Here is an 11,951-nt window from a genome sequence, read left to right as displayed (position 1 = left end):
CACGATGCGCCTCACCGGGCTCAGCCGGCCCGCGCCCGGTGAGGTGCTGCACTTCTCCGAGGATCCGTCGATCACCCGGTTCGTGCCGCACGTCGCCGCTACCGCTCAGCAGTCCGAGCCGTATGTCTGGGCGGTCGACGCGGAGCAGGCGCCGTCCTACTGGTTTCCGCGGGACTGCCCGCGTGCGCTCGCCTGGACCGTGCCGTCGACGACCGAATCCGATCGCGACCGGATCGTCGGGGCAGGGTGCGGGGAACGGGTCCATGCCATCGAGTTCTCGTGGCTCGCGGCGATGCGATCGACGTCGCTGTACGCCTACCGCCTGCCGGCCGAGCGGTTCCGGCCGTTCGGCACACACGCCTGGGTGGCGACCTCACCGGTCACGCCGCTGGCGCCGCCGTCGCCGGTCGGCGACCTGATCGAGGTTCACTCCGCGGCGGGAATCCAGCTGCGGATCCTGCCCGGGTTGTGGCCGTTCTGGGACGCGGTCACCGCGAGCACGCTGGACTTCAGCGGCATCCGCCTCCGCAACGCCCGTCCCCGCTGACCGGCCCGGATTGTTACGGTGGAGCTATGACGTCAGCGGTGCCCGAGTGGATGAACCCGCCCCGCGAGGAGGGGTGGTTCGCCGACGACCTTGACCACCTTCCGGAAGCGCCTCGCCATACCGAACTGATCGATGGAGCGCTCGTTTTCATGATGTCCCCCCAGCGCCTCTGGCACGGCCGGATCGTCACTGCTTTGGTGAACGCACTCAACGAGCAGGCGCCGGCAGGCATCGAGGTCGAGCGGGAGATGACGATCCGGCTTGACAAGCTCAATCGTCCGGAACCGGATTTTGTCGTGACAACAGTGCCCTACCGGCCGGATCTCACCTTCTACGTTCCCGAACAGGTGCTCCTGGTGGGCGAAGTGGTCTCGCCGGAGTCAGCGCACCGTGACCGGATCGTCAAGCTGAGCAAGTACGCGGAAGCCGGCATTGCGCACTACTGGCGTGTCGAGAAAGAGGACGAGTTGCCAGTCGTCCATGCCTACGAACTCGACGAGCCGACACGGTCCTACACATCGGCCGGCATCCACCGCGGTGAGCTGCGCAGCCGTGTGCCGTTCGCTATCGAGCTCGACCTGGACGCACTGCTCACCAGGCGTAAGGGCTGACCCGGCCGGGTTCGTGCCCGGGTGATCGATCAGCCGGGCACGATTCCGTCCTCGAAGTTTCTGGCGCGGGCCGGGCGGTGCACGCCGATCCAGGATTCGACCTCGCCGACCAGCCACACCGAGCCGCCGGGCAGGTCGTCGAAGGATTCCGGGAAGCTTTCTCGGTTCGCCAGCGCGTATGCCCGCTGCCGGCTGACGCCGAGTCGCCCGGCGATGTCCCCGGTCGTGTAGAGCTTTCCCTTGGTTCCCACCGATATCACAGTAATCATCCGCGAAACGGTTGGATACCTAGGCGGCCTCCACTTCGGGGCGAATCACCGGCGGCTCGCTCGCCTCGTCGCCCACGGTGACGTCCTGTCCCTGGGCGATCCGCTGCTCGGCCGGCCGATAGGCGTCGATGTAGGCCTGGCTCTGCCGACGAGCCTCGGCGATCGCCTCCTCGCCACCCGCCTGCGCGACGAATTCGGCGCGAATGTCACTCCACGTGAAATACCTGGTCATGGTCAGGCCTCCGCGCTCCCGCGCGACGAGATCCGGCTGCGGAACTCGTCTTTCACGATGGCGGAGTCTGGAAATCGCTACACCTGACCAGCCGGACCGGACGTGCGGTAGTTGATCGGAGTTTTCGGATGTCGGATAGGTGATGGAGGTGGACGGCACTCGGTGACATGGTGCGGCGATGGGGGAGTTGTCTGCCCGGAACGGGCTGCTGGAGCGGTCCGTCCAGCTCGCTGCGCTGCACCAGGCCCACGCGTCCGTCGCCGCCACCCGGAGTGGGGTCCTGGTGCTGCTCGGCGGGGAGGCCGGCGGCGGCAAGACGGCGCTGGTCCGGCAGTTCCGGGCGGAGGCGCGGGCGAGCCGGCCGGTGCTCTGGGGCGCCTGCGATCCGCTCTACACCCCGCGCCCGCTCGGGCCGTTCCTGGAGATGGACGAGCTGACCGACTTCGCCGGGAAGTCGTACGAGCTGGCCGCCGGGATCATCCGGGACGTGCGGGAGCGGCCCGGCCTGATCCTGGTGCTGGAGGACCTGCACTGGGCGGACGAGGCGACCCTGGACGTGCTGAGCCTGCTCGGCCGGCGGATCGGCACGATCCCGGCGCTGGTGATCGCCACCTACCGCAGTGACGAGGTGGACCGCGGGCATCCGCTGCGGCGGCTGCTCGGCGAGCTGCAGGGCGCGGCGATCCGGCGGCTGAGCGTGGAGCCGCTGTCCGCCGCGGCGGTCGGCGAGCTCGCCGCGGAGCACGGCCGGGACGGGCCCGCGCTGCACCGGGCGACCTGCGGGAACCCGTTCTTCGTGACCGAGGTGCTGGCCCGGGACGGCGGGGAGGTGCCGCTGACCGTGCGGGACGCGGTGCTCGCCCGGGCGGCCCGGCTGAGTCCCGCGGCGGGCGCGGTTCTCGACGTGGTCTCGATCATTCCGCCGTACGCCGAAATGCACGTGATCGTCGAAGAGGACGGACTGGACGAGGCGCTGCGAGCGGGGATGCTGGTCAGCGTGCCCGGCGGGGTGGCGTTCCGGCACGAGCTGGCGCGGCTCACCGTCGAGGAGTCGCTGGCCCCGCATCGGCGGCTGGAGCTGCATCGCCGGGTCCTGGCGGCGCTGCTGGAGAAGACCGCCGACCCGAGCCGGATCGCGCACCACGCGGAGGCGGCCGGCGACGCGGCGGTCGTCCTGGACTGGGCGCCGCGGGCCGCCGAGCAGGCCGCGGCGTCGGGCGCGCATCGGGAGGCGGCGGCGCAGTACGCCCGAGCCCTGCGCTTCGCCTCGGACCTGGCCCCGAAGGACCGCGCCGACCTGCTGGAGCGCCGCTCCTACGAGTGCTATCTGACCGAGCAGACGCCGGACTCGATCGCGGCGCTGCGGGAGGCGATCCGGGAGCGCCGGCGGATCGGCGACCAGCGCGGCGAGGGCGTCGCGCTGTCGAACCTGTCCCGCCGGCTGTGGTGCGGCGGCTTCCCGGACGACGCGGCCGAGGCCGGCCGGGAGGCGTTGCGGCTGCTGGAGTCGATGCCGGGGCGGGAGTTGGCGGTCGCGTACACGAACCAGGCGGCGGTCGCGCTGAACATCGAGGAGTACGCCGACGCGATCGAGCTCGGCACCCGGGCGCTGCGGCTCGGCGAGGAGTACGACGATGCCGAGGTCGTCGTGCACAGCCTGAACAACCTGGGCACGATGATGATGCTCAACGGCGAGCCGGAGGGGATCGGCAAGCTGGAGCGCAGCCTCGCCACGGCCGAGCGGGAGGGCCTGGAGGAGCACATCGGCCGCGCGTACATCCACGCCGGCTGGGCGATGACCCGGGTCCGCTCCTACCACCTGGCGTCCTGGCTGGACCGGGGCGTCACGGTCTGCGACGACCTGGGGCTGGACGGCTGGAAGCACTACGTGCTCGCCCACCGCGCCCGCTACCACCTGGACATGGGCGACTGGGAGGCGGCGGCCGCGGACGCCGAGTGGATCCTGGCCAACTGCGGGCCGGTGCCGTTGCTGCGGATCATCGCGCTGAGCGTGGTCGGGCTGATCGCGGCCCGGCGCGGCGACACCGACCCGTGGCCGGTCCTGGACGAGATGCGCGCGCTGACCGTCGGGCGGACCGAGCTGCAGTACCTGGCGCCGGCGGCGACCGCGCGGGCCGAGGCGGCGTGGCTGGCCGGGCTGCCGGTCGAGCCGGAGATCGCCGCCACCTGGGAGCTCGCGGAACGCCGGCGGTCCGCATGGGTGCTGGGCGAGCTCGCCTGGCTGCGCCGGCTCGCCGGGGAGCCCGGGAAAGACCTTCACAAGATCACACTGCTTGAGCCGTACGCCGTGCAGCTCGCCGGCGACGTGAACGCGGCCGCCGAGCGCTGGCGCAAACGCGACTGCTCCTACGATGCCGCGCTGGCCCTGGCCGGCAGCCCGGACGTGGCCGACCTGCGGGCCTCGCTCGCCGAGTTCCAGCGGCTCGGCGCCCGCCCGGCCGCGGCGGTCGTCACCCGCCGGCTGCGGTCGCGCGGCGTCCGGGACATTCCGCGCGGCCCGCAGCGCTGGACCCGGGGCAACCCGGCCGAGCTGACCCGGCGCGAGGTGGAGGTGCTGACGCTGGTCCAGCAGGGTCTGTCGAATGTGGAGATCGCCGAGCGGCTGTTCCTGTCCACCAAGACGGTCCACCACCACGTCTCCGCGATCCTCCGCAAACTCGGCGTCTCCCGCCGCGGCCAGGCCGCCGCCGAAGCCACCCGGCTCGGGCTGACCTCGCCGAACTGATCGAACGGGGGAACCGGCCCCGGATCGGAGGCCGGCCCACCCGTCCCGACGTCAGGTGAGCAGGGCGCGGACGCCGCGGGCGAGGGCGGCCTGGGCCACCTCCACCGGCAGGTCCATCGCCTCGCGCCAGGTCGACCACGTCGGCCAGAGGCTGATCGCGGTCAGTGCGTTCAGCAACTCCTCGTCCGCCCCGATCTCCTCGGCGAACGTGCTGGTCAGCTCGTCCCGGACGCGGGCCACGTGCACCCGCCGATACCGCTGCAGGGCGCTGGAGAACGGCTCCTTGAGCGCGGACGCCCGAGCCGCCGGCGCGATCTCCTCCAGCATCCGGGCCCGCTGCCGGCAGAACGACTCGATCCGCTCGGCCAGCGGCAGGTCCGGCGCGATCGGCTGGTACGACACGTCCCGCTGCTCCAGGACCCGCTGCCCGCTGGCCGCCATCAGCGCCTCCATGTCGGCGAAGTGGCTCCACAGTGCCCGGAGCGAGACCCCGGCCAGCTTGGCGATCCGGTCCGCGGTCGGGCGCAGGTCGCCCTCGGCGATCAACCGGAGGTGGGCGTCGACGATCGCGTTGCGGGTCCGTTCGGACCGCGCGGTGCGACCGTCGACGCGAGGAGGTGTGGTCACTGACGACTCCGGCAAAGATTCAGCGAGGTCACGTACGACTCCGGTAACGGTTCAGCTCCCGCCGGGCCAGCGAGCGCTTGTGCACCTCGTCGGGGCCGTCGGCGAGACGCAGCGTGCGGGCCGCCACCCAGAGCTGGGCGAGCGGCGTGTCCTGGCTGGTGCCGACCGCGCCGTGGGCCTGGATCGCCTTGTCCAGGATCCATTCGACGGTCTGCGGCACCACGATCTTGATGGACTGGATCTCGGTGTGCGCGCCCTTGTTGCCGACCGTGTCCATCAGCCAGGCGGCCTTGAGCACGAGCAGGCGGGCCTGCTCGATCCGGACCCGGGACTCGGCGATCCAGTCCTGGATCACGCCCTGCTCGGCGAGCGGCTTGCCGAACGGGGTGCGGGCCAGCGCCCGCTTGCACATCAGCTCCAGCGCGCGTTCGGCCATCCCGATCAGCCGCATGCAGTGGTGGATCCGGCCGGGGCCGAGCCGGGCCTGGGAGATCGCGAAGCCGCCGCCCTCGACGCCGATCAGGTTGCTCGCCGGCACCCGGACGTTCTCGAAGAGCAGCTCGGCGTGGCCGCCGTGGTCGCCGTCGGCGTAGCCGAAGACGGTCATGCCGCGCACGACGGTCAGGCCGGGGGTGTCCCGGGGGACCAGGATCTGGCTCTGCTGGACGTGCCGGTCCGCGTCCGGGTCGGTCTTGCCCATCACGATGAAGATCTTGCAGTTCGGGTTCATCGCGCCGGTGATGTAGAACTTCCGGCCGTTGATGACGTAGTCGTCGCCGTCGCGTTCGATCCGGGTGCCGATGTTCGTCGCGTCCGACGACGCGACCTGCGGCTCGGTCATCGCGAACGCGGAGCGAATGGAACCCTCGAGCAGCGGCTTCAGCCACTGTTCCTGCTGCGCTGGGGTGCCGAACTCGGCCAGCACCTCCATGTTGCCGGTGTCCGGGGCGTTGCAGTTGAACGCGGCCGGCGCGATCGCCGGGCTGTGCCCCATGATCTCGGCCAGCGGCGCGTACTGCAGGTTCGTCAGCCCGGCGCCGTGCTCACCCGGCAGGAACAGGTTCCAGAGGCCGGCCGCCTTCGCCGCGGCCTGCATGGTGGACAGGACCGGGGGCACCTCCCAGCCGTCGCCCGCGGCGTGAAAATCGCCCTCGAACGGATAGATGTGCTCATCCATGAACGCGAGCAGCCGCTTGCGGTAGTCCTCGGTCGTCGCGTCGAACTCGAAGTCCATCAGTGTCCTTCCAGCGCTCGGTGGCCCTGCTCGATCAGCTCGGGCACCATCGCGCCCACGGTGTCGAAGCCGGCGCCGACGGTCTGGCCCTTGGTGTAGCGGTAGTGCACGCCCTCCAGGATGACGGCGAGCTTGAACGCCGCGAACCCGACGTACCAGTGCAGGTCGCCGACGTCGCGGCCACTGCGTTCGGCGTACCGGGCGGCCATCTCGTCGAGCGAGGGGTGGCCGGGCAGGTCGATCGGGGCGAACGGCTTGCCGTCCTTGAACAGCAGCGGGCGGCCGGCGTAGACCAGCATCAGGGCGAGGTCGCTGAGCGGATCGCCGAGTGTCGACATCTCCCAGTCGAGCACCGCGTTGACCTCGCCGGACGGGCCGATCAGCACATTGTCCAGGCGGAAGTCGCCGTGCACGACCGTGCCCGGTCCACCAGCCGGGATCTCCGCGGCCAGCCGGGCGTGCAACTCCTCGATCCCGGTCAGCTCACGGCTGCGGGACGCGTCGAGCTGCTGCTTCCAGCGCCGCACCTGGCGGGCGTTGAAGCCCTCCGGCTTGCCGAAGTCGCCCAGCCCGATCTTCTCCGGCTCCAGCGCGTGCAGGTCGGCGAGCGTGTCGACCAGCGTGAACGTCACCGCGCGCAGGTCGATCTTCGCCAGGTCCGCGGCGTCCCGGTAGATCTTTCCGTCGACGTGCTCCATGAGATAGAACGGAGCACCGATGACCGAAATATCAGAACAAAGCACGACCGGCGCCGGAACCGGGAAGCCGGCCTGCGAGAGCGCGGACAGCACGCGATGCTCGCGGGCCATGTCGTGCGCGGTCGGCAGCACGTGCCCGAGCGGCGGCCGGCGCAGCACCCAGCGGTTCGTCCCGTCGGTCACCGCGTAGGTCAGGTTCGACCGCCCACCGGCGAACATCGTCGCGCTCAGCGGCGGACTGTCCAGATAGGCCTGGAGCTTCGCCAGGTCCAGCCCCTTCATTTCCGGGCCTCGAACCCGCGCTGCATCTTGTTCATGCCACCCAGCCAACGGTCCGGATCGGCCGCGCGCAAGCGGTAGTACTCCGCCACCTCCGGATGAGGGAGGATCAAAAACTGATTTTCCCGTACGGACGCAGCGACCAGCTCGGCGACCTCCGACGGTTCCAGCGCGCCCTCGGAGAGCAGCGCCGCGCTCCCGCTGCCCCGCGCGTTCCCGCCGGTCAGCATGTCGGTGCGGACGCCCTGCGGGCACAGCGCCTGGACGATCAGACCCCGGTGCGCGTACGTCGCCCGCAGCCACTCCGCGTACGCGAGCGCCGCGTGCTTGGTCACCGAGTAGGTCGCGCTGCCCAGCAGGGTCAGCAGGCCGGCCGCGCTGACCGTGATCAGCAGCCGCTTCGGCTCGCCGGAGTCCAGCCACTTCGGCAGCAGTGCCCGGGTGACGTAGACGTGCGACATCACGTTCACCCCGAAGTCGCGCTCCCACTGCTGGTCCGGGGTGTTCTCGTCACCGGCGCTGAGCACGCCGGCGTTCGAGCAGAACAGATCGATCCCGCCCAGCTCCGCGTGCGCCCGCTCGACGAGGTTCCGGACATCTTCTTCCGAGGCGGCGTCAGCGGCGACGGCGATTCCGTTGATCTCGGCCGCGGTCTTGCCGGCCGCGTCCGGGTTGATGTCGCTGACCACGACCTTCGCGCCGTCGGCGGCGAACCGCCGGGCCAGCGCCGCGCCGATGCCCCCGCCGGCGCCGGTGACGACGACCCGCTTCACTCGACCACCCCGGTCAGGGTGACGCCGCCGTCGAGGACGATGGTCTGGCCGGTGATCCAGGACGCGTCCGGCGAGCAGAGGAACGCGACCGTGCCGGCCACGTCCTCCGGCACGCCGAGGCGCTTCAGCGGGTAGGTCGCGACGACCTGCTCCTCCCGGCCCTCGAACAGCGCGGCGGCGAAGCGGGTCTTGACCACGGCCGGGGCGACCGCGTTCACCCGGATCTTCGGGGCGAGCTCGACGGCCAGCTCCTCGGTCAGGTGGATCAGCGCGGCCTTGGTGGTGCCGTAGAACGCGATGCCGGGCGCCGGGCGGACCCCGGAGACCGACGAGATGTTGACGATCGAGCCGCCCGACCCGGCGAGGCCGCCACGCAGCGCCTCCTGCACCCAGCCGAGCGTGCCGATCAGGTTGACCTCGGCCATCTTGCGGGCGGCGTTCAGGTCGAGCGTCGCCAGCGGCCCGTACGCCGGGTTGATCCCGATGTTGTTGATCAGGGTGGTGACCGGCCCGAACGCCGCGTTGACCTGGTCGATCACCGCTGCCCGGTGGTCCGCGTTGTCGCCCTTGCCGGCCACCCCGAGAGCGACCTCCGGGCCGCCCAGCTCCTTCACCGCGGCCGCCAGGGCGTCCGCGTCCCGCCCGGTGATCGCCACTTTCGCGCCCTGGGCGACGAAGCGTTGCGCGATGGCGAACCCGATTCCCCGGCTTGCTCCGGTCACGACTGCCACTTGGTCCGCCATCGCATTACCTCCTAGTAACTTGCACTCAGAGTGCGGATATTACGCCGCCGGGATCCCGTTCTGCGGCGGTGTCACGGCCTGACCGGTGTAGGGCTGCACGGCGCCGTCGGCGTCGTCGGTGGTGTACGGCTGACCGAAGAACACCGCCTTGCCGCCCTGCACCTTGGTGAGCTGTTCACCGCCGTACCCCGAATGATCCTTGTCGGCGAAGCGCAGCGGGACCAGACCCGGGCCCTGGAATCCGTTCTTCTGCACCGCGGCGACGATGCCGTCACGGGTCAGATCCTTGCCCGCGGACTGCAGCGACTGCACGAACAGGTACGCCACGGCCATCCCGTAGACGATGTTGTTGTCGAACTCCGCACCCGCGTTGTACTGGTCGTTGACCTTCTTGAAGAGCTGGATCCACGGGTTCGTGTCGTCGGTGTTGATCGGCAGGTAGTTCGCCGAGACCACGCCCTCCAGCAGCGGCGCGGCCGCACCCAGCGCCTTGCCGACGGTGGTCGGGTCGGCGCCCACGTTGCTGACCACGAACTGCGGCTTGAAGCCGATCTTCGCGGCGGTGCCGATCGACAGCGCGGTGAAGCCCGGGATGGTGGCCAGCAGGACCACCTCGCAGCCGGCCGCCTTGAGCGCGCCCATCTGCGGGCCGACGTTCGGGTTGCTGGTCACGTAGTTCTGCTTGGCGACCACCGCGCCCAGGACCTTCTCGATCCCGGCCAGGCTGTCCTTGCCGAAGTCGTCGTCCTGGCCGAGGAAGCAGGCCTTCTTGCCGGCCAGGTTCTCCTTGACGTACGTGCCGAGGATCTTGCCCTCGACCGTGTAGTCCGGGTTGAAGCCGAACGTGCCCGGATACTTGTCCGGCTGGTTCCAGCTGCGGCTGCCGCTGGCCACGAAGAGGTCCGGCACCTTGTTGGTCTTCAGGAAGTCCAGCACGCCGGAGTGCGTCGGGGTGCCCAGGCCGTTCAGGATCGCGAACACCTTGTCCTGCAGCACCAGCTCCCGGACCACCTGCTGGGTGGTCGCCGGGTTGTAGCCGTCGTCCTTGACCTTGTAGGTGATCTTCCGGCCGTTGATCCCGCCGCCCGCGTTCACGAAGTCGAAGTAGGCCTTCGTGGCCGGCGAGATCTTGGAGTATCCGGCCGCGGCCGGTCCGGTCAGCGGCATGTGCGTGCCGACGACGACCTCGGTGTCGGTGACCCCTGGCGTAGTGGTGGATGAGGAGCTGCCGCCTCCGCTGCCGGAGTCGCATGCTCCCGCGAACAAGAGGACGGCGAGGAACACCGCCGTGGTGCGTTTCATCGTTTCCTCCTGATAGATGTGAATCGGATTGACGCGAGGCCGCCAGGGGCGGCGAGCATGACGACCACGAGCACCACGCCGAAGATCACCAGGGCGAGGTTGCCCTCCAGATGCTGTGAGCCGGAGCCCTCCGCGACGGACTGGGCCAGCGCCGGCAGCAGGACCAGCAGCAACGCGCCGAGCAGCGCGCCGAACAGCCGGCCCAGGCCGCCGATCACGATCGCCATCACCAGGAACAGCGACAGCGTCAGCGGGAACGCGCCGGGCGAGACACTCTGGGCAAGGAAGGCGAAGAGGGCGCCGGCCAGGCCGGCGCAGGCCGCGCTGACGACAAAAGCCAGGATTTGGGTACGGGCGATGTGCACGCCCGCCAACCGGGCCGCGGTCTCGTCGTCCCGCACCGCGCGCAGGTCCCGCCCGAACCGGCCGCGCACCAGCAACGCCAGCAGCAGCGCGGTGAGCAGCGCCCCGGCCCAGCAGAGCCAGGCCTGCCAGCGCTCCATCGGGATCACCCCGGGCGGCGGGTCGAGCGCGATCGACAGGCCCATGTCGCTGCCGAGCGTGTCGTCGAACGTGCTCGCCACCGAGGGGACCACGACCGCGACCGCGAGCGTGAGCCCGGCCAGGTAGGGACCCCGCAGCCGGGCCGCGGCCAGCCCGATCACCGCGCCCGCCAGGACCGTGGCGAGCACGGCGGCCAGGAAACTCAGCGGCATGGTCAGCCACCGGTTCTGGGTCAGCGCGAACGTGTACGCGCCGGTGGCCATCAGGGCGCCGTGGCCCAGCGAGAGCTGCCCGTTGAGTCCGGTGAGGACGGTCAGGCCGGCGGTCACGGTGAAGTACGCGCCGACGGTGGCCAGCTGGTAGTTCCGGAACGGCGGCAGGTAGTAGGTGAGCGCCGCGATGAGGACGGCGCCGGCTATCGCGTACCAAATCGGATGTGGTCTTTTCCGGGGTTTGCTCGTGGTCTGCTCGGGGGTGATCGCCGGGCGCTTCTCCTTGATGTCCGTCATGCCAGCCTCGCCTTCGAACTGGAGAAGAGGCCGCCGGGCCGGCCCAGCAGCACCACCACGAGCAGGAGCAGCACCGCCATCGGCGCCACCGTCGCGCCCAGATAACCGCTGACGTAGGAGAGCAGCAGCCCGACGATCAGCCCCCCGGTCACCGCGCCGATCGGGCTGTCCAGACCACCCACCACGGCCGCGGTGAACGCGGACACGAACAGCACGTCCATCGCGTTCGGATTCAGGCCCAGCTCGGTCGGGACCACCAGCATCCCGGCGAGCGAGCCGACCGCGGCGGCCAGCGCCCAGCCCAGCGTCAACATGCCGCCGACCGGGACGCCGAGCAGCCGCGAGACGTCCGGCGCGAACGCCGCGGCCCGCATCCGCAGACCGACCGCGGTCCGGGTGAAGAGCACGGTGAGCCCGATGACCACCGCGCCCACCGCGGCGAAGACGAAGACGTCGTAGCGGCTGAGCACCGCGATCCCGCCGATGTCGAACGCGTCCCGCCGGAACGGCGTCTGCACCGGGCGGAACTCGTTGCCGTAGACGATGCCGAGCACCCCCTGCACGATCAGCACCAGGCCGAGCGCGACGACCACGCCGTTGAGCGGCGACGAGTGGTCGACGAAGCGCATCACCGCCTTCTCCACCGCGATGCCCAGCAGCAGGCCGAAGACCAGCGCGGCGGCGAAACCGAGCCAGTACGAGCCGGTCTTCTCGGTCACCGAGTACGCCACGTAGACGGCGGCCACCGCCATCGCGCCCTGGGCGAAGTTGACGATCCGGGCGGCCCGCCAGATCAGCACCAGGGCCAGCGCGAACGCGGCGTAGACCGCGCCCCGGCTGAGCCCGTCGAAGGTCAGGTAGACGAATCTGTCCATCG

General features: G+C 70.6%; 13 protein-coding genes. 3 read left to right on the top strand and 10 right to left on the bottom strand.

Annotation, left to right across the window (positions count from 1 at the left end; genetic code table 11):
* Positions 1-4: 4 nt before the first annotated feature.
* Entirely contained in the window at positions 5-547 is a 543-nt protein-coding gene (locus L3i22_RS49555) for a DUF6886 family protein (RefSeq protein ID WP_221324326.1), read from the top strand.
* A gap of 26 nt (positions 548-573) precedes the next feature.
* Positions 574-1,158 (top strand): Uma2 family endonuclease, encoded by a 585-nt coding sequence (locus L3i22_RS49550; protein WP_221324325.1) that lies wholly within the window; start codon positions 574-576, stop codon positions 1,156-1,158.
* 29 nt (positions 1,159-1,187) lie between these two features.
* On the opposite strand, the gene L3i22_RS49545 is transcribed toward L3i22_RS49550, so the two are convergent.
* Together L3i22_RS49545 and L3i22_RS49540 are read right to left on the bottom strand one after the other, a co-directional pair.
* On the bottom strand, positions 1,188-1,409 hold the full coding sequence (locus L3i22_RS49545) for an AlpA family transcriptional regulator (protein WP_255657727.1): 222 nt from the start codon (positions 1,407-1,409) through the stop codon (positions 1,188-1,190).
* A gap of 37 nt (positions 1,410-1,446) precedes the next feature.
* Positions 1,447-1,818, bottom strand: coding sequence for a hypothetical protein (locus L3i22_RS49540; protein WP_221324323.1), 372 nt, complete (start codon positions 1,816-1,818; stop codon positions 1,447-1,449).
* 19 nt (positions 1,819-1,837) lie between these two features.
* On the opposite strand from L3i22_RS49540, the gene L3i22_RS49535 reads away from it, so the two are divergent.
* Positions 1,838-4,405, top strand: coding sequence for a LuxR C-terminal-related transcriptional regulator (locus L3i22_RS49535; protein WP_221324322.1), 2,568 nt, complete (start codon positions 1,838-1,840; stop codon positions 4,403-4,405).
* 51 nt (positions 4,406-4,456) lie between these two features.
* Here L3i22_RS49535 and L3i22_RS49530 read toward each other — a convergent pair whose 3' ends face one another.
* The 8 genes from L3i22_RS49530 to L3i22_RS49495 are packed head-to-tail and all read right to left on the bottom strand — an operon-like array spanning position 4,457 to position 11,949.
* Positions 4,457-5,032: a TetR/AcrR family transcriptional regulator gene (locus L3i22_RS49530; RefSeq protein ID WP_221324321.1), complete on the bottom strand. Its 576-nt coding sequence runs from the start codon at positions 5,030-5,032 to the stop codon at positions 4,457-4,459.
* 28 nt (positions 5,033-5,060) lie between these two features.
* Positions 5,061-6,266 (bottom strand): acyl-CoA dehydrogenase family protein, encoded by a 1,206-nt coding sequence (locus L3i22_RS49525; RefSeq protein ID WP_221324320.1) that lies wholly within the window; start codon positions 6,264-6,266, stop codon positions 5,061-5,063.
* Positions 6,266-7,246: a phosphotransferase family protein gene (locus L3i22_RS49520; RefSeq protein ID WP_221324319.1), complete on the bottom strand. Its 981-nt coding sequence runs from the start codon at positions 7,244-7,246 to the stop codon at positions 6,266-6,268. The genes L3i22_RS49525 and L3i22_RS49520 overlap by 1 nt, the downstream gene beginning before the upstream one ends.
* The gene (locus L3i22_RS49515) at positions 7,243-8,016 is read right to left on the bottom strand and encodes an SDR family oxidoreductase (protein WP_221324318.1); all 774 of its coding nucleotides are present in this window, start codon (positions 8,014-8,016) and stop codon (positions 7,243-7,245) included. The genes L3i22_RS49520 and L3i22_RS49515 overlap by 4 nt, the downstream gene beginning before the upstream one ends.
* Entirely contained in the window at positions 8,013-8,759 is a 747-nt protein-coding gene (locus L3i22_RS49510; RefSeq protein ID WP_221324317.1) for an SDR family oxidoreductase, read from the bottom strand. The genes L3i22_RS49515 and L3i22_RS49510 overlap by 4 nt, the downstream gene beginning before the upstream one ends.
* Before the next feature lie 39 nt (positions 8,760-8,798).
* Positions 8,799-10,061 carry an ABC transporter substrate-binding protein gene (locus L3i22_RS49505; RefSeq protein ID WP_221324316.1) on the bottom strand — a complete coding sequence of 421 codons (1,263 nt, stop codon included), beginning with the start codon at positions 10,059-10,061 and terminating at the stop codon, positions 8,799-8,801.
* Complete coding sequence (locus tag L3i22_RS49500) at positions 10,058-11,074, bottom strand: branched-chain amino acid ABC transporter permease (protein ID WP_221324315.1); 1,017 nt, start codon at positions 11,072-11,074, stop codon at positions 10,058-10,060. Before L3i22_RS49500 ends, L3i22_RS49505 begins: the two co-directional genes overlap by 4 nt.
* On the bottom strand, positions 11,071-11,949 hold the full coding sequence (locus tag L3i22_RS49495; RefSeq protein ID WP_221324314.1) for a branched-chain amino acid ABC transporter permease: 879 nt from the start codon (positions 11,947-11,949) through the stop codon (positions 11,071-11,073). The genes L3i22_RS49500 and L3i22_RS49495 overlap by 4 nt, the downstream gene beginning before the upstream one ends.
* Positions 11,950-11,951: the final 2 nt, after the last annotated feature.

Source organism: Actinoplanes sp. L3-i22 (genome assembly GCF_019704555.1).
Classification (GTDB): domain Bacteria; phylum Actinomycetota; class Actinomycetes; order Mycobacteriales; family Micromonosporaceae; genus Actinoplanes.
The sequence above is the reverse complement of the archived record's forward strand: the minus strand, read 5'-3'. Positions and strand labels throughout refer to the sequence as shown.

Excerpts from the sequence above, each read along its gene's own strand:
- L3i22_RS49555 (WP_221324326.1), top strand. The coding sequence starts at position 5 with ATGCGCCTCACCGGGCTCAGCCGGCCCGCGCCCGGTGAGGTGCTGCAC.
- L3i22_RS49550 (WP_221324325.1), top strand. The coding sequence starts at position 574 with ATGACGTCAGCGGTGCCCGAGTGGATGAACCCGCCCCGCGAGGAGGGG.
- L3i22_RS49535 (WP_221324322.1), top strand. The coding sequence starts at position 1,838 with ATGGGGGAGTTGTCTGCCCGGAACGGGCTGCTGGAGCGGTCCGTCCAG.
- L3i22_RS49525 (WP_221324320.1), bottom strand. The coding sequence starts at position 6,266 with ATGGACTTCGAGTTCGACGCGACGACCGAGGACTACCGCAAGCGGCTG.
- L3i22_RS49520 (WP_221324319.1), bottom strand. The coding sequence starts at position 7,246 with ATGAAGGGGCTGGACCTGGCGAAGCTCCAGGCCTATCTGGACAGTCCG.
- L3i22_RS49510 (WP_221324317.1), bottom strand. The coding sequence starts at position 8,759 with ATGGCGGACCAAGTGGCAGTCGTGACCGGAGCAAGCCGGGGAATCGGG.
- L3i22_RS49505 (WP_221324316.1), bottom strand. The coding sequence starts at position 10,061 with ATGAAACGCACCACGGCGGTGTTCCTCGCCGTCCTCTTGTTCGCGGGA.
- L3i22_RS49500 (WP_221324315.1), bottom strand. The coding sequence starts at position 11,074 with ATGACGGACATCAAGGAGAAGCGCCCGGCGATCACCCCCGAGCAGACC.
- L3i22_RS49495 (WP_221324314.1), bottom strand. The coding sequence starts at position 11,949 with ATGGACAGATTCGTCTACCTGACCTTCGACGGGCTCAGCCGGGGCGCG.